The organism is Paenibacillus sp. PK4536, assembly GCF_028594455.2.
Classification (GTDB): domain Bacteria; phylum Bacillota; class Bacilli; order Paenibacillales; family Paenibacillaceae; genus Saccharibacillus; species Saccharibacillus nuruki.
Window position 1 is genome coordinate 3043575 of record NZ_CP126313.1, and the last position, 17620, is coordinate 3061194.

Genomic DNA, 17620 nt, shown 5'->3' on the forward strand with positions numbered 1-17620 from the left:
AAGCTGGATAGCAGAGGCATACATGATGTTAGCCCATGGGAAGTGAAAAGGAGTGTAGAGCATGCAACCAGAACTGGATTTGATTATTGCTGGAGGAACAGTCGTATTATCAGATCGTGTAGCAAAACTAGATATTGGTATTCGAAATGGAACTATACAATCGCTCACTCCTCCTATGACATATGGAAATGAGATTACTGTTATCCAAGCAGAAGGGTTGCATATTTTACCAGGCACTGTTGACATTCATGTTCATTTTAATGAACCCGGATTAGGTAGCTGGGAAGGATTCCAGACAGGTTCGGCTGCCCTTGCCGCAGGTGGAATGACAACTTATGTCGATATGCCACTGAATGGAGTACCTCCAACTGTAAATGCAGAACATCTTGCTACCAAAAAGACAGCGGCAGAACATCATTCTTATGTTGATTATGCGCTCTGGGGTGGTCTGGTCGAAGGCAATGTAGCGCAACTAGCAGAGCTATCTGTAGGCAGTGTAGTCGGGTTCAAAGCATTTATGTCAGAACCGGGCGGCGAAGGGGAAGAGATTTTCACAAGAGCAGATGATGATACGTTATTAGCAGGGATGAAAGAAATCGCACGCTTAGGTCATGTGCTTGCATTACATGCAGAAGATGAATCGACGGTATCTACACTTGCACATCAAGCGATAGCCAAAGGGAAAACAGGGGTTAGAGATTATCTGGATTCCAGACCGATTGTTGCGGAAGTCATCGCTGTACAACGTGCGCTAGATTATAGCCGTCAGACAGGTTGTGCTTTGCATTTTGTGCATATCAGTAGTCGTGAAGCTGTTGATATCATTACAGCCGCTAAGCAAGAAGGGCTGAATGTGACGGTAGAGACGTGCCCTCACTATTTAGTGTTAACAGATCAAGATATGGAGAATAAAGGTGTACTTGCGAAGTGTGCTCCACCTTTACGGAGTGCTGAAGAACAATCTGCTCTCTGGGATGCTGTATCTCTGGGACTAATTGATATTATTGCTTCGGATCATTCGCCTTGTCCTCCAGAAATGAAGCAATCCACTAATTTTTTTGAAGCATGGGGCGGTATTTCGGGAGCACAAAGCACATTGTTATTAATGTTAGAAGAAGGATATCACCAGCGACAGATTCCTTTGCCAGCGATAACGAATATGTTGTCGAAGAATCCGGCACAACGGTTAGGCTTGGCACAGTCTAAAGGTCAGATTGAAATAGGTTTAGATGCTGATCTGGTGCTTGTTGATCTGAATCAACCGAATACGTTAGATAAAGAGGATCTTTATGATAAGCATCGTCAAAGTCCGTATATCGGATATTCTTTTTCTTCGACAGTGCAAAAAACAATTGTACGCGGACATATTGTTTATGACCAATCTTCAGGATTAACAGATACATGTGTAGGGCAGTTTATCGCTTATCAGACAGGAGGAGTGATTCATGGCTAAGCAAGCAGCTCCTATGATCGAAAATTACAGTGCAAAATTACACGATATGTTAGAGTGGCTGGCTCAATTCGGAGCTGACGAGCAAGGCGGAGTCACACGTTTACTTTATACTCCTGCATGGTTAGAAGCACAACAGTCTTTATTTACTTATATGGAAGCACAAGGATTAGAACCCTTTTACGATCAAGTCGGAAATCTAAGCGGTCGATTAGTAGGAAAACAAGCTGAACAATTACCGATTGTAACGGGTTCTCATATCGATACGGTTGTTTTTGGAGGAAAATATGATGGTGCACTTGGCGTTGTAGCCGGTGTGCTGGCACTGTCTTATTTAAAAGAAACATATGGACAGCCTTTACGAACGATTGAAGTCATATCACTGGCAGAAGAAGAAGGTAGCCGATTTCCTTTAACCTATTGGGGTTCAGGTAATATAACAGGATCTTATCAAGCGGATCAAGTTCCTATGGTGCAAGATCGGGAAGGGATCAGTCTCGAACAAGCGATGAAACAAGCCGGATTTGGAACTGATTCGAACTATTCAACGTGTAAACGAGAATTTGCTGCTTATATCGAACTTCATATTGAACAAGGATTTGTACTGGAGCGGACAGACCATCAGATCGGTGTGGTGACAGGCATTGTAGGACAACGCCGGATCGAAGTGAAGGTACTCGGTGAAAGCAATCATGCAGGAACAACACCCATGCAGTGGCGTAGAGATACTTTGGCAGGAGCAGCATTAATGATTAGTCATGTGAAACGTTCGGCACTGGAGTGGGGTGATCCTCTGGTAGCTACAGTAGGTAGTCTACATGTTTCACCAAATGTACCAAATGTGATTGCAGGCGAAACTACATTTACATTGGATATCCGTCATCTGGATCATCGTATATTGAATGATTATACAGATGCTTTATATGAAGAAATTTCGGCGATTGCTCAGCAAGAGGGATTAACATTATCGTGGAAAGAACATCTACGTGCTGAACCTGTGCCGATGCATCAAGCGATGATTGATGATTTGCAACATGTATGTGATCAAGCAGGCATATCATCGATGTTACTTCCGAGTGGGGCAGGGCATGATGCTCAGATTTTCGGCGTGGAATGTCCTTCTGCTATGATTTTTGTACCTAGTCGGGAAGGAATTAGTCATAATCCATTGGAATATACAGCCGAAGCTGATATCGTACAGGGCTTCAAAGTGCTAACCGAATTGCTATATCAATATGCTTATCGAGGTGAATACCATGAAGCGTTATAAAGACTTATCTCCGCCCCCGCGCACCATTATGACACCGGGTCCTGTTGAAGTCGATCCGCGTGTATTGCGAGCAATGTCGATGCCTATTTTGGGACAATTTGATCCGGCTTTTACCGATATCATGAATGAGACAATGGAAATGTTACGTGAATTATATATAACGGATAATCAGTGGGCTTTTCCTGTAGATGGTACTTCACGCTCAGGTCTAGAAGCCGTTATGGTTAGTTTGATTGAACCGGGTGATAAAGTATTGGTTCCGATCTATGGACGATTTGGTCATTTATTAACGGAAATTGCTGAGCGTTGCGGTGCAGACGTTGTGACGATTGAGACCGAATGGGGAACGGTATTTGATCCTCAAACTGTACAGCAAGCTATTCTACAACATCGTCCTACAATTGTAGCAATGGTCCATGGGGAAACGTCTACAGGATGTATGCAACCTTTACCAGAGATCGGTCACTTTTGCCGTGAGCATGATGTGTTATTTATTGTCGATGCGGTTGCAACCATCGGAGGTGTTCCTTTTTATACCGATGAATGGAAAGTGGATGCGGTTATGGGAGGAACACAGAAGTGTCTATCTGTCCCTTCAGGTATGGCACCGATTACGTACAATGATCGAGTGGAACGTAAGATTCAGAATCGTAAAAGTATTGAGCGTGGACTTCGTCCTGTAGACGATATTCCTTCAGCCGTCCTATCCGGTCATCATCGTATTGCTAGCAATTACTTTGACCTTGCTCAACTGCAAGATTATTGGAGTCCAAAGCGACTTAATCATCATACTGAAGCGACTTCGATGTTGTACGGATTACGTGAAGGATTACGGATTTTATTAGAAGAAGGGCTTGAAGCACGTTTTGCACGTCATGCGGAAAATGGAGCTGCGATCGTAGCCGGTATTCGTGGTATGGGCTTAGAATTATTCGGTGATGATGCTGCACGATTGCCTGTAGTAACATGTATTTATATTCCATCAGGTGTAGACGGAGAAAGTGTACGCTCGATGTTATTGCATGATTTTGGGATTGAGATCGCCAGTTCATTTGGCCCATTACAAGGTAAAATCTGGCGGATTGGGAGTATGGGATATAGCAGTAGTCGCAAAAATGTACTCCACGTCTTGGGCGCTTTAGAAGCAGTATTGATTCATCATGGTGTATCATTGCCAGCAGGACAAGGAGTGCAAGCGGCGCTTCGTGTCTATGCCGGTCAGAAAGAGGTGACGTACCAGTGAACATTATGCCCCAATCGCGTAGAGGAATGGTTGCAGCACCGCATTATTTAGCAAGTCAGACAGGTGCATTTATTTTGCAGTCCGGTGGTAATGCATTCGATGCTGCGGTTGCGGTAAGTGCTGTACTGGGTGTCGTTTATCCACATATGACAGGACCTGGTGGAGATGCTTTTTTTCTGATTCATGATGGGCGTACAGGCAAGATTGAAGGGTATAATGGAAGTGGGCGTTCCGCCTCCAAAGCAACTCCTGAATGGTACACCAAGCAAGGGTATACTTCTATTCCAAGCCGTGGCCCTTTGGCTGCTGTAACGGTACCGGGTATGGTGGATGCTTGGGAGAATGTCTGGAAAAAGTATGGACGATTATCGTGGGCTGAGATTATGGCTCCTGCGGTACGTTATGCCGAAGAAGGCTTTCCTGCTTCACCTAGTCTAGCACGCTGGATTATACGTGATCTGGAATGGATACAACAAGATTCTCATCTTCAATCCGTATTTTGCCCTCAGGGTATTCCACTTGTAGAAGGCGATATTGTTGTTCAGCATAAGCTTGCTCAGACGCTTCGATTGATTAGTGAGCAAGGAAGTGAATGCTTTTATCGTGGCAGTATCGGACAGATGATCGGGGAAGCGACAGAACGAGACGGTAGTGTGCTCACAACCGCTGATCTAGCAGCCCATCAAGGCGAATGGGTAGAACCTGTTTCGACCACTTATCGAGGGCATGAAGTCTATCAAATGCCACCGAATACACAGGGATTCTCGGTATTGATGATGCTCAATATTCTGGAAAATGTAGAACTATCGTCGATTGCTCGTTTTTCGCCTGAATTTTATCATCTTGTAGTTGAGACCGTCAAAAAAGCATTTCAAGATCGTGATCGTTATTTGACTGATCCTGCGTTTAGAGAGATTCCGCTAGAGCAATTACTTTCCAAAGACTATGCACGCAAATTATGGTATGACATGCAGTATCGTCCACAAGCGTCTCCCCATCTATCACCAGCGATGGGTCAAGATACAGCCTATGCGGCTGTCACAGATGATGAAGGAAATACCGTTTCGTTTATTCAAAGTCTTTATTTTGATTTTGGATCGGCTTATGTACCGGGAGATAGTGGAGTCATTTTACAAAATCGTGGATCATTCTTTTCACTGGATGATCGTGCGCCTAATGTCTTGGAGCCACGTAAACGAACGTTCCATACGTTAATGCCCGGGATGGTTACCAAAAATGGTAAGCCTTATCTGCTGTTAGGTACACAAGGTGGAGAAGGGCAACCACAGACACAGTTGTCTATTTTGACCGGGGTGATTGATTATCAGCTTAATATCCAACAAGCCATAGGATTACCTCGCTGGCTCTATGGACGAACATGGGGCGATATGAGCGATACGTTGAAGATCGAAAGTCGTTCGTACGAAGATATTTATTCACGTTTAGAAGCATACGGTCATATCGTTGAACCGATCCGTGATTATGATGCGGTAATGGGCGAAGCACAGGGGATTATGATTAGTGAACAAGGCGTATTTAGCGGTGCGGCTGACCCTCGTAGTGATGGGATCGCGATTGGCATATAACGTGGTATAGAGACAGAGAGGGGTAAGCAACATGGGAAGCATCATGATAAGACAAGCACAGATGGTCACAATGAATGCCACTGAAGAAGTATTTATCGGAGATTTATTGATCGAAAATAATAAAATTGTCAAAATGGCTCCTTATTTAGACGATCATGCGGATCAAGAAATAGATGGACGAGGCAAAACATTGCTTCCCGGATTTATTCAGACTCATATTCATTTGTGTCAGACATTGTTCCGTGGTCGAGCGGATGATATGGAGCTAATGGACTGGTTGCGTAAGCGTATCTGGCCACTGGAAGCGGCTCATGATGAAGAATCCATTTTCTATTCGGCTTTGCTTGGTATTGGAGAACTTATTTCCAGTGGAACGACTACCATTTGTGATATGGAAACAGTGCATTATACCGATTCGGCTTTTCAAGCGATGGCGCAGAGTGGACTACGTGTGATCTCGGGCAAAGTGATGATGGATCATGGAACCGATGTACCTGAACCTTTACAAGAAGATACCGATGAATCTCTACAAAAAAGTGTAGATTTACTGGAAAAATGGAATGGATTCGGCGGTGGACGTATTCAATATGCATTTTGTCCACGATTCGTTGTTTCTTGTACTGAACGATTGTTGACCGAAGTTCGTGATCTTTCAGCACAATATCATGTTAAAGTGCATACCCATGCTTCTGAAAATCGTGGCGAAATTTCACTGGTTGAACAAGAGCGAGGCATGCGCAATATTGTCTATCTCGATCATATCGGGTTAGCGAATCCACGTCTGATTCTGGCACACTGTGTCTGGCTAAGCGAAGAAGAAAAGCAGATTTTATACAAGCGTGGAGTTAAAGTAACGCATTGTCCGGGTTCCAATCTGAAGTTATCTTCAGGAATTGCCGAGATTCCAGACTTAATGAATCGTCATATTCATGTCGGTCTTGGCGCTGATGGAGCACCCTGTAACAACAATCTAGATATGTTCCAAGAAATGCGACTGGCGGCTTTGATCCAAAAGGTTCCTCATGGGCCTACAGTGATGGATGCTAGAACGGTGCTACGTATGGCAACGATGGGTGGCGCAGAAGTACTTGGTATGGCCAAAGAAATCGGTAGTCTCGAAGTCGGTAAAAAAGCAGATATGGTACTACTGGATTTAGAAGATTATCATACATTTCCTTCATATGATGTGGATGTCTATTCCAGAGTGGTCTACTCCGCTACACGTAGCAATGTAGATACTGTGATTATTGATGGTAGCGTAGTATTAGCGAATCGCCGTGTCAAAACAATTGATCGCAGTATTGTATTACGTGAGTCTGATCGTTCGATTAAACGTTTAATGACACGGATTTAAAAATTCATAGTTACATTCAAAGGAGATGGAGACTCATGGATATGAAAGACCTGTGCACAATTGCATTATCGCAACATCAACAACACATACGTACAGTTCTGGCTACTGTTGTCCATGTAGAAGGACATGCGTACCGCAAAGAAGGAGTCTCCATGATTCTGACGGCTGATGGACAGCAATTTGGAAGTATTAGCCCGGGTTGCTTAGAGAGCGATCTTGTAGCTCGCGTCGATGCTGTCTGGGACAGTTCACAAGTCTGCGTCGTGGAATATGATATGCGACCAGCAGATGATCTATCCTGGGGCGAAAATATCGGCTGTGGCGGATTATTGAATATTTTGTTAGAGCCAGTCAGAGGTTCCTTTTTGAATGTGATCACTGAATTGTATACCCGCTTAAATCAAGGTGAAAATGTCGTATTAACTCGTTCTTTTCAAAATAATGGCGACCAGATTGATTATCAGTTATCTCATCAACCGTTGATGCTTGCTCATAATGCAGATTTGAGTATAGTACAAGTTCCTTCTTCGGAAAAGGAGCAGTATACATTCGTACGCACGTATCGACCTAAGCCACGTCTAATTCTGATCGGTGCTGGAGATGACAGTAAACTTGTTCATTCTTTGGCACAGGTAGCTGGATTTGACGTAGTGATCGGAGACTGGCGTGAAGGATTATGTACAAATGAACGTTTTCCCGGAGCGACCTGTGTTGTCGGATTTCCACAATCATTGTATGAACAGATCCAGCCAGGTGAACAAGATTATGTGATATTAATGAGTCATAATTTCCCACGTGAACGAGAATGGATTGAGTTAATGATAGACCAAGATTGTGCTTATCTAGGAATCATGGGTTCTAAAGAGCGGACACGTCGTCTGATGGATCAATTACCTGCTTATGCTAATCTCCATTCGCCTGTGGGCTTATCGATTGGAGCAGATGGCCCTGATGAAATAGCGATTAGTATTGTAGCCGAGTTGATTGCTGTCAAACGCGGGCGTGTGCTTGTACCGAGAAAGGAAGTTATGAATGAACATTACCGCATTAGTGCTTACGGCGGGTAAAAGCAGTCGTATGGGCAAAGACAAATTAAGTCTACCGTTAGAATCTATACCCTCTAATCAAAATGCAACGCCTGTCATGACGATTGGAGGGAAGGTACTGTCTACTGTGCTCCATACCGAGCAGATTCAGCAGGTTATCACTGTCACAGCACCTTATTCTTCATCACAATGGCAACAGGAGATTCAAGATTGGATACAGCAATACCCTTCTAAAATGCAAAATGTAGTATGTGAACAAGCACATTTAGGAATGTCGTATTCGATTCGTTGTGGAATGAAGCAAGTACGGTTATCTTCAGCAGATGCCGTACTTATTTTACTTGGTGATCAACCTTTAATTACATCGACTATGTTGACTGAACTAATGACTATTTATCAGCATCAGCCGGATGTAGATTTTATTGCTTGTGCCGATCATGAAGGAATAAAGCCTCCTGTTATTTTTCCTGAACATATGTGGACGTATCTAGAAGAACTGGAAGGTGATCAAGGCGCTCGTAAGTTACTAACAAATCCTTATTTTTATAGCAATATCGTGAGATATCCCGATCATTTCTTCTGGGATGCAGATACACCTGAAGCATGGCTACAGATCCAACAGCATCTAGCTCAATATTAATATTTTCATTTTATGTTATATTATATTACATATAAGATCGTATTTTATTTATTTAAAGGGCGTAAAGCACAAAATAATGCCTTTAATTTAGGTATAACACAAATATAGGTTAGAATAATTGACATAAATCTATGATTTCATTAAAATTTGTTCAACGGATAGATGATAAAGGCTCACATATCATCATCGAAAGTAAGGTTTGAACAAGTGGAGGTGACATCATGGAAATGAATATAGAGACAAGCAGGATTCCTGATCCTTTTCCATGTCAGGTGTGGGAACCGGCAGATATGGAAGAAGCCATGATGATCAAACGTCAATATGGAGCCAATGCCGCTTTTGTAGCAGGTGGAACCTTATTGCGTACTCAGTGGGAAGGCGGCATCGTAAGTAAACATGAGCATTTAATAAGACTCGATACGATTGCCGATCTCCGTGGTATTGATGAGAGTGATCAGCATATACGCATTGGAGCGTTAACAAGACTACGCGAATGCGGAGCAGATACGTATATAGCGAATCATGGAGCCACTCTATATGAAGCTTGTCGTCATATTGCCGCTCCTTCTATTCGTAATCAAGCAACGATCGGGGGCAATATAGCTTCAGCAGTGGGTGATGCTATTCCCGCTTTGTTAGTGCACAATGCTTCACTTCATTGGGCAGATATCGGAAGCGAAGTCGACTTGATCCAACAAGATATCGTCGATTGGTTAGATGTAGTGAAAAGCGGTCGTAGAAGTCTAGATGCTATTTTAATGGGTATTGTATTAGAAAAGCAGTCTACTGAACATCAACAAGAAATCACTTTTTTTCGCAAAATTGGACGGAGAGAAGCATTTACGCCATCGCTGGTTACGGTGGCTTTTCGTGCCATGGTCGATCCGTTAGGGCACTTCTCACAAGTTAGAATAGCCGCAGGTGGTGGTTCAGGTATTGCGATGCGACTATCAAGATGTGAACAGTTATTAGAAGGAAATCGGTATCATGCAGAAATGATCACTTCGATAGCTCTATTAGCAAGTGAAGACTTTGTAACATACAGTGATCCTTTTGCTAGTGAACAGTATCGTCAACAAACAGCAGGAAAGCTGCTAGCAGCTGGATTATGGGAAAGTATTCATTCACAGATCGAAAGGAGATGACAGAGTATGCTATTGAATCGGGAGAGTAGTGGGGAACGCTGGCGCAAACGACGGGATGGTAAAGAAAAAGTAACTGGTGAATTGCGATATTTAACCGATATGACCGCAGAAGGCATGTTATATGGACGTGTTCTACGCAGTATTCATCCGCATGCACGTATTTTGTCATTGGATGTGTCTGAAGCCGAAGCCTATGAAGGCGTTATCGCAGTGATTACTCATCAGGATGTCCCCGGACTGAATCGATTTGGTATAGCTACCCCTGATCAACCTGCTTTATGTGAAGATACGGTTCGTTATATTGGAGATGCAATTGCAGCCGTAGCCGCAACGTCATTAGAGATTGCTGAACATGCGCTGTCTTTGATCCATGTAGAATATGAAGTGTTAGAGACGATTACCGATCCGACTAGAGCACTGGAAGAATCAGCTCCAAGGCTTCATCCCCAAGGCAATGTTCTTCATCGTACGCAAGTGAAGCGTGGAAGTACAGATACGGCTTTAGCGGCTTGTGCGTATGTGATGCATCAAGTCTACAGTACACCCAGACAAATGCATGCGTATATGGAAACAGAAGGCGGTTTATTTGTCCCTGAAAGCGATGGTCGTCTGACGGTCTATGCTCCAACGCAACATGGTTATAAAGATCGGATGCAAATTGCGCGTATTCTAGGTTGGGATGAAGAACGTATTCGTGTGATATCCAGTCCAATTGGGGGTTCATTTGGCGGTAAAGATGAATTAAATGTACAGCCGTATGGTTCATTATTAGCATTGAAAAGTGGTCGTCCGATCAAAATGCATAATTCACGTCAGGAATCGGTTCGGGCTGGACTCAAGCGTCATCCGATGAAGATTGAAATGAAAACAGGCATGGACGAAGAAGGCCGTCTTATCGCTCATTATGTTCGTATTGTGGCAGATACAGGAGCATATGCGACACTCGGAGCACCTGTGCTTAATTTTGCAACAGAACACTCTATGGGGCCCTACCGTATTGAGCATGTGGATGTAGAAGGCGTATCGGTCTATACCAACAACGGACTATCTGGTGAATTTCGTGGATTTGGTGGCAATCAGGCGATATTTGCAATGGAAGGGCAAATGGATCGGTTGGCTGAAATGATTCATATGGACCCGTGGGAATTCCGAATGATGAATCGTCGTCTGCAACATGATCCTGGGCCATTAGAACAACGTATTTTACAGACCAATGGTCTTGAACAAGTGATGCAAGCATTGGCTGAATCCAAGCTATGGCAACGTAAGTTACAGTTAGCTAGCTCAGCAGATTCTGAATGGCATGATAACGTTGAAGTGATGAGCGGACTAAGTGAAGAGTCATCCACGTTCCAGCCTCCATGGATTAAGCGTGGGATAGGGGCGGCACTGGCTATGCATGGTGCAGGCTTAGGATATGGGATTGATGACCCCGCTGGCGGGCGTCTTGCACTCAATGAACAAGGCAAGATTGAAGTTTCATTTAGCTATGAAGAATTCGGACAAGGATTAATTGCTACATTAGAGATGATGTTGATGGATCTCTTCCAGTGTGAACCTGATGATCTTAGTATCGTTATAGGAGATACGGATCGTGTACCTCATAGCGGCTCAAGTACAGCTTCCCGTTCGACGACGATGGCATGGATGGCTTTGCAACGACTGAAGACTCCTTTTCTTCAAACGATCTTAAAAATAGCTACGCAAATCACAGGTGTACCGTCGGAGCAGTTAACCACAGGGGTTAAAGGGATACGATTATTGACCGATGACCCGATTCTTTTAGAAGAATCTGAACCTGTTATCACGTATCTTGAAATTGCAGAATATATGAGTCAATCCGGTCAACAAGAACAATTGATTTTTGATACCGAATTCGCTTATCCAACTACGCCGGATGCTGTAGTCGGTGGACATTATTTATATACGTATGCCGCTGTTGCCGCCGAAGTGGAAGTTAATACATTAACAGGACATGTGAAATTGTTAGCGAATTATCATACGGTTGCCGCAGGACCGGTCATTAATCCGATGGGATTTTTGGGACAAATTGAAGGCGGTAGTGTGATGGCATTAGGATTCACACTTACTGAAGATGCAGTGATGGATCAAGGGCATTATTTGACTAAAAATATGGATACGTATCTGATTCCTACAATCAAAGATATGCATACCTCTCTTGAAGTAGAAGCGATCGAAGATTTGCCAGAAGGAGACACCTTTGGTCCACGAGGAATAGGCGAGATAGGTTCAGTGGCGCTTGCACCAGCGATTACAGCTGCGATTCGGGATGCTGTCGGTGTATGGGTTCCTCATTTACCTGTTGCTCGTGAATTACTGATTCAATCAATCGAAACATGGCAAGAAGAAGGAGTGAGTCCACGATGAAAACAACAAATACAACCTGGCAAGCGACTGTGAATAAAGAACATCGTGAACTGCAAATTGATCCTTCGCGTCGTCTATTAGATATCATCCGTGGTGACCTCGATCTGACTGGAACCAAAGTCTCTTGTGAAATCGGTCGTTGTGGTGCTTGTATGGTCTTGATTGATGGAGAACCTGTTAATTCGTGTCTGACGATGGCTTATCAATGTGCAGGCAAAGAGATTACGACTATTGAAGGATTACACGGTGAACACGAAGATCAATTACATCCGATTCAAGAAGCTTTTTTAGAAGAAGGTGGATTTCAATGTGGATATTGTACACCCGGTATGATTATTTCAACCAAAGCTTTACTGGATCAGAATCCTCTTCCGAGCGATCATGAGATCAAAGAAGGACTATGTGGTAATTTATGTCGATGCACTGGATACGGAGGAATTATGCGAGCTGTCCAAAGTGCCGCTACCAAATGCCAGCAACAAGATATCCAACTGCCGACTCAACAACAAATTATTCGTTAACGCTAACCATATCAACAATGATACTGACCCACTTCCTATCCTATAGAAGATCAATCCTTTTCTTGAAGCAGATCACTGCGAACAGGAAAAGGATTTTTGGTGTATACACTTATATCTTTTACCCATACAAAGATAGGATATAGAAGCTACCTAGCTATTTATAAGGTAAGAATTACAAGAATCAGTGCTGTTTAAGTAAACGTATTCCTGAACTTTTGCAATCCGTTAAAATTTGGATTGGTAAGGACACCTGAATTGTTATATTATTAACAAACAGGTAAAAGGTTAGAGGTTAGCTTTCATCGAAAATAAGATGCAATAGGCTGATAAGATTGCTGAATAGTATACAGACAACGTAATAGATGAAGCATGGTCGTGTTGCATTTCTATTGCTCACATATTTTGGCTTGAAAAAAGTCAGTGTCTGCACCTAGAGTTCTCAACGATATGGACTCAATCAGCTTCTCCATTACCCGCATTATAAAAGGCAGCAAGGAGGGGAACCCTTGGAAAGCGAATATATAGATTCCATGGAACAACTGGCAGATCATTATTTTCCATCTGGAAATTGGCATATGGTTGAAGGTAAAGGCGGTATGAATAATACCACGATGTTTATCGATCACGCGTCTAGTCGTTATGTGTTAAGACGTTATGAGACACACAACGAGCCTGAGAAAGTTCGTTATGAGCATGAAGTATTATCTGCACTTCCTGCTGTTTTGGTTGGGCTAAATACACCAAAGCCTGTCAAAGATACCAAAGGGCAGACAATCTATGTTACACAACCAGTCAATGAAGATGATTCTCGTAGCGCTGGCAGAATAGCAGCGTTATTTCATTATATGGATGGGCGGACGCCTCAACTTAGAACAACAGAAGAGATTTTCCACTTTGGACAGGTCACCGGTCAATTATCAGCGGCATTGGCACAGATTGATATTGATCTGCATCCAGTGTATCCGCCTTATTATCGTTTAGGTCAATCGTATCCTTTGTGCAGTCCGGGTCGATTGGAAGCGTTCTGCGCTCATCCACCAGAAGATTTTAACAGTATTGCAGATATTCTTTATCGGATTGGAGAACGCCTTGGAGAGCAGTTGATGCGGATTACACGTCTGGTATCATTACCACATCAATTAATTCATGGGGATCTAAATGCATCGAATATGCTTGAATCCGCTGATGGAGAGATTACCGCTATATTGGATTTTGAATTTGTTACACGTGATCTACGGGCTATGGAGCCAGCGGTATGCTTATCAGATATGTTGCAGACTGTAGAGTGGAATGGAGCAGACGAAAAGCAATGTACTGCTTTTTTACAAGGATATGCTACTCATGTTCAGTTATCAGATCAGGAGACTGAAGTGATCCCATTGCTTATTTTATTACGTCGTATTGATGTATTTATGCACTTTTTAAGCCGATATTTCGAAGGGATCGATGATGCTGATGTGGTGATTGCTCAAGCCAAGCGTCTTGATGCTGGACTACAATGGTATGAAAAAAGTGGACCGCTTTTACAATTATTATGTCGTCGTATATTTAAGTAATGCATTGAGACTTGATGACTACTTCGTCCAAAGTGAACACAGAAATAACGAATGTTGAGAATACTCTCGATGTTCGTTATTTTTTTATAGCCAATGACTACAGAATACGTCCCGATCGTAGTTGAAATAAAAAAAGGATCATAATAAATATATTTTAGTTGACTATTTTTATAGATTTGATGCTACAATAGGAAGCAAATAAGAGTCATATTTTGTAAAATGTTAACGTGAACAATATTGATGCAATCATTTAATCGAAAATATAATCATCATATATAAATCAGGATGGAGGCGTATCATGTCGATCGGAAAATATATTGCACCTTTGCGGTTAGAAATGAATAGTCAGGATGAGCGTCGTAAGATCGAAACTATTCGCCAGCTTCCGATTAAAATATTGCAAATAGGTGGAGGTAACTTTTTAAGAGGATTTTTTGATTGGATGATCTATGAAAGTATTAATCAAGGGAAATACCATGGCAGTATTGCTCTGACTCCGCCTACACCAAATGGAGCTATCAAATTAAAACAATTAGCAGAGCAAGATGGGCTGTATACATTGATCACGCGGGGATTACAACAGGGAGAAGTGATTGAAGAAAAGTCTATTATTCCTGTGTTCAAAACGTTTATCGACCCTTATACCGAATGGGAACAATTTCTACAATTAGCGGAATTGGAGTCTTTGGATATCATTATCTCCAATACGACAGAAGCAGGATTAGCCTATGAACCGATCCACTATACAGAAGGAGAACCGTTACTTAATTATCCTGCACGATTAACCGTATTTTTGTATCGCAGATTTCAACATTTTGCAGGGAGCTTGGAACACGGGTTGTTAATTTTACCTTGCGAATTAATAGAACATAATGGTGATCTACTCAAGCAATATGTACTTCGTTATGCGAAAGAATTTGGATTGGGTGCTGATTTTGTGACATGGATCGAGCAGTCCCAGCGTTTTCTCAACAATCTGGTGGATCGAATTGTACCCGGTATGCCACCTGAAGAAGAATATCAACGTCTGGCAAATCAGTATGGTTACGAAGATCCATTTATCAATACAGCAGAACCTTATCATCTATGGGCGATTCAAGGGGAACCAGAATTGGACAAGCGTTTACCATTGGCACAGATTGGACTGAATGTGCATTGGGTGAAAGACCTTCAACCTTTTCAAAAACGCAAAGTACGTATTCTTAATGGAGCGCATACTTTAATGACTCCTGTAGGATTATGGTATAGCAAAGTCACTGTTCGTGATGTGATGGAAGATACAAAGCTTAGCGATTGGGTTATGTCTACGATCACTAAAGAAGTGATTCCAGCATTAACATTAGATGAAAAAGAACTGCATGCTTATGCAACAGCAACATTCGAGCGTTTCCGTAATCCCTATCTGGAACATCGTCTGCAAGATATTGCACTGAACAGTCTAAGCAAATTTAAGACTCGAATCTTACCAACATTGAAAGCGTATTCAGAAAAATATAACCAGTTGCCTGCTGAGATCGTGTACTCCTTTGCAGCTTTGATTTTATTGTATCGGACACAATCAGTGGAAGATGGACAACGGTATCAGACGAAGATTCCATCAGGCACACTGATTACTATAAAAGATAATGAACGCTATCTACAGCGCCTTGCAGAACACTGGCAACAACCACAATTAGCAAATGTTGTTGCGTCTATTTTGGCAGATCAACAGATCTGGGATGAAGATTTGACTGAAATTGAAGGATTAGCGAAAGCCATCGTATCGAATATTCGAATATTGGAGGAACCACAGCTATGAATACTATAATCAAAGATTGCATCACTATCCAAAAGCAAGATGATGTTGTGATTGCGCTTCGAGATGTGTCTCCCGGCGAACTCATTATGCTGGAAAATGGAACCATCCTGTCTGTTAGTGATCTTGTTCCACGTGGTCACAAAATAGCAGTACATGAGATTGCTCCTGATCAAGATGTAATGAAATACGGATTTTCAATCGGCAAAGCCAAAGAGCACATTCAGCCCGGACAATGGATTCATACGCATAATCTACGTACAGGTCTATCAGGAACATTAGATTATCGTTATGAACCTACACCGACATGGATGCCTACAATTGTTCCTGAACATTTACAGACATTTGAAGGATATGTACGTGAGAATGGCGAAGTCGGTATTCGTAATGAAATCTGGATTATTAATACTGTAGGTTGTATTAACAAAGTCTGTGAAGCGCTCGCTCGTATTGCTCATGCAGATATGCAAGGACGGGTTGAAGGGGTCTATCATTTTCCGCATCCATTTGGTTGTTCCCAATTAGGTGATGATCTGGAATACACGAAGCAATTATTAGCTTCACTTGTACTTCATCCCAATGCAGCGGGTGTGCTAGTTATCGGACTAGGTTGTGAAAATAATCAGATTGAACAATTTGCCGAAGCAATCCCATCAGAATATGCGCACAAAGTCCGTTATCTCAAAGCACAAGAAGAAGATGATGAGATGGAAGTAGGATTAAACTTACTGGAAGAACTGGTCATGCAGGCAGAGCAAGTACAGCGCCAACCGGTTCCTTTATCCAAATTAAAAATAGGCTTAAAATGTGGTGGCTCAGATGGTCTATCAGGCATTACAGCTAATCCGTTAGTCGGTTCTATTGCAGATCTTATTGTCTCTGCTGGAGGAACAGCAATCCTAACAGAAGTACCGGAGATGTTTGGTGCAGAGACAATATTGATGAATCGTGCGCAGACACCGCAAGTGTTTGACGAACTGGTTGAATTGATCAACGGTTTTAAGCAATACTTTGTGAATCATGGGCAAAATATTTATGAAAATCCGTCGCCGGGAAACAAAGCAGGAGGCATCACTACACTGGAAGAAAAGTCTCTGGGTTGTACGCAAAAAGGTGGACATTCTCAAGTCATGGATGTACTCAGATACGGTATGCGTGTACAACAATCCGGACTAAATATTATCGAAGCACCCGGTAATGATCTGGTATCTGTCACAGCCCTATCTGCGGCAGGGGCACACATTGTGTTATTTACGACAGGAAGAGGAACGCCATTTGGTGGACCTGTACCTACACTCAAAATCGCTACACAATCAGATCTGGCTTATCGAAAAAAACATTGGATTGATTATAATGCAGGGCAACTATTAGAAGGTAAAACGATGGAAGAAGTATCTCTAGATCTATTAACATCGATTGTAGATATTGCTTCAGGACGGCAACAAACGAACAGTGAAAAACATGGTTTCCGCGAAATAGCTATTTTTAAAGATGGCGTTATTTTATAAGCAAATGACGGTTTAAATATAGATATAGCCTAGAAATACGAACGAAAAAAAGCGATACGTAAATGTAATTAAATACATTTTACGTATCGCTTCATTCGTGGTAAAATAAGGATGTTAA

Annotated in this window: 13 protein-coding genes; all 13 read left to right on the forward strand. The window is 42.4% G+C overall.

Annotated elements, in window-relative coordinates; translation table 11 throughout:
- The first annotated feature begins 61 nt into the window (after positions 1–61).
- The 13 genes from PO903_RS13715 to PO903_RS13775 all read left to right on the forward strand — a co-directional run bounded on the left by PO903_RS13715 (position 62) and on the right by PO903_RS13775 (position 17502).
- On the forward strand, positions 62–1453 hold the full coding sequence (locus PO903_RS13715; RefSeq protein ID WP_273593695.1) for an allantoinase: 1392 nt from the start codon (positions 62–64) through the stop codon (positions 1451–1453).
- Positions 1446–2720 (forward strand): allantoate deiminase, encoded by a 1275-nt coding sequence (gene allC, locus PO903_RS13720; RefSeq protein WP_273593696.1) that lies wholly within the window; start codon positions 1446–1448, stop codon positions 2718–2720. Before PO903_RS13715 ends, allC begins: the two co-directional genes overlap by 8 nt.
- Positions 2707–3963 carry a pyridoxal-phosphate-dependent aminotransferase family protein gene (locus PO903_RS13725; RefSeq protein ID WP_273593697.1) on the forward strand — a complete coding sequence of 419 codons (1257 nt, stop codon included), beginning with the start codon at positions 2707–2709 and terminating at the stop codon, positions 3961–3963. Before allC ends, PO903_RS13725 begins: the two co-directional genes overlap by 14 nt.
- Complete coding sequence (gene ggt, locus PO903_RS13730) at positions 3960–5549, forward strand: gamma-glutamyltransferase (RefSeq protein WP_502921646.1); 1590 nt, start codon at positions 3960–3962, stop codon at positions 5547–5549. Before PO903_RS13725 ends, ggt begins: the two co-directional genes overlap by 4 nt.
- 31 nt (positions 5550–5580) lie before the next feature.
- Positions 5581–6903: a 5'-deoxyadenosine deaminase gene (locus tag PO903_RS13735; RefSeq protein ID WP_273593698.1), complete on the forward strand. Its 1323-nt coding sequence runs from the start codon at positions 5581–5583 to the stop codon at positions 6901–6903.
- A 35-nt stretch (positions 6904–6938) separates the two neighbouring features.
- The gene (locus tag PO903_RS13740; protein ID WP_273593699.1) at positions 6939–7970 is read left to right on the forward strand and encodes an XdhC family protein; all 1032 of its coding nucleotides are present in this window, start codon (positions 6939–6941) and stop codon (positions 7968–7970) included.
- On the forward strand, positions 7936–8589 hold the full coding sequence (locus tag PO903_RS13745) for a nucleotidyltransferase family protein (protein WP_137222644.1): 654 nt from the start codon (positions 7936–7938) through the stop codon (positions 8587–8589). The genes PO903_RS13740 and PO903_RS13745 overlap by 35 nt, the downstream gene beginning before the upstream one ends.
- A 221-nt stretch (positions 8590–8810) precedes the next feature.
- The gene (locus PO903_RS13750; protein WP_273593700.1) at positions 8811–9734 is read left to right on the forward strand and encodes an FAD binding domain-containing protein; all 924 of its coding nucleotides are present in this window, start codon (positions 8811–8813) and stop codon (positions 9732–9734) included.
- Positions 9735–9740: 6 nt separating this feature from the next.
- Positions 9741–12122 carry a xanthine dehydrogenase subunit D gene (gene pucD / locus PO903_RS13755; protein WP_273593701.1) on the forward strand — a complete coding sequence of 794 codons (2382 nt, stop codon included), beginning with the start codon at positions 9741–9743 and terminating at the stop codon, positions 12120–12122.
- Positions 12119–12643, forward strand: a complete 525-nt coding sequence (locus tag PO903_RS13760; protein ID WP_273593702.1) for a (2Fe-2S)-binding protein — start codon at positions 12119–12121, stop codon at positions 12641–12643. The genes pucD and PO903_RS13760 overlap by 4 nt, the downstream gene beginning before the upstream one ends.
- Positions 12644–13149: 506 nt before the next feature.
- On the forward strand, positions 13150–14199 hold the full coding sequence (locus PO903_RS13765; RefSeq protein WP_083243450.1) for a phosphotransferase: 1050 nt from the start codon (positions 13150–13152) through the stop codon (positions 14197–14199).
- A 298-nt stretch (positions 14200–14497) separates the two neighbouring features.
- Positions 14498–15997 carry a tagaturonate reductase gene (locus PO903_RS13770; RefSeq protein ID WP_273593703.1) on the forward strand — a complete coding sequence of 500 codons (1500 nt, stop codon included), beginning with the start codon at positions 14498–14500 and terminating at the stop codon, positions 15995–15997.
- A complete protein-coding gene (locus PO903_RS13775) occupies positions 15994–17502 on the forward strand; it encodes a UxaA family hydrolase (RefSeq protein WP_273593704.1) in 1509 nt (502 codons plus the stop codon). Before PO903_RS13770 ends, PO903_RS13775 begins: the two co-directional genes overlap by 4 nt.
- The last annotated feature ends 118 nt before the right edge of the window (positions 17503–17620 follow it).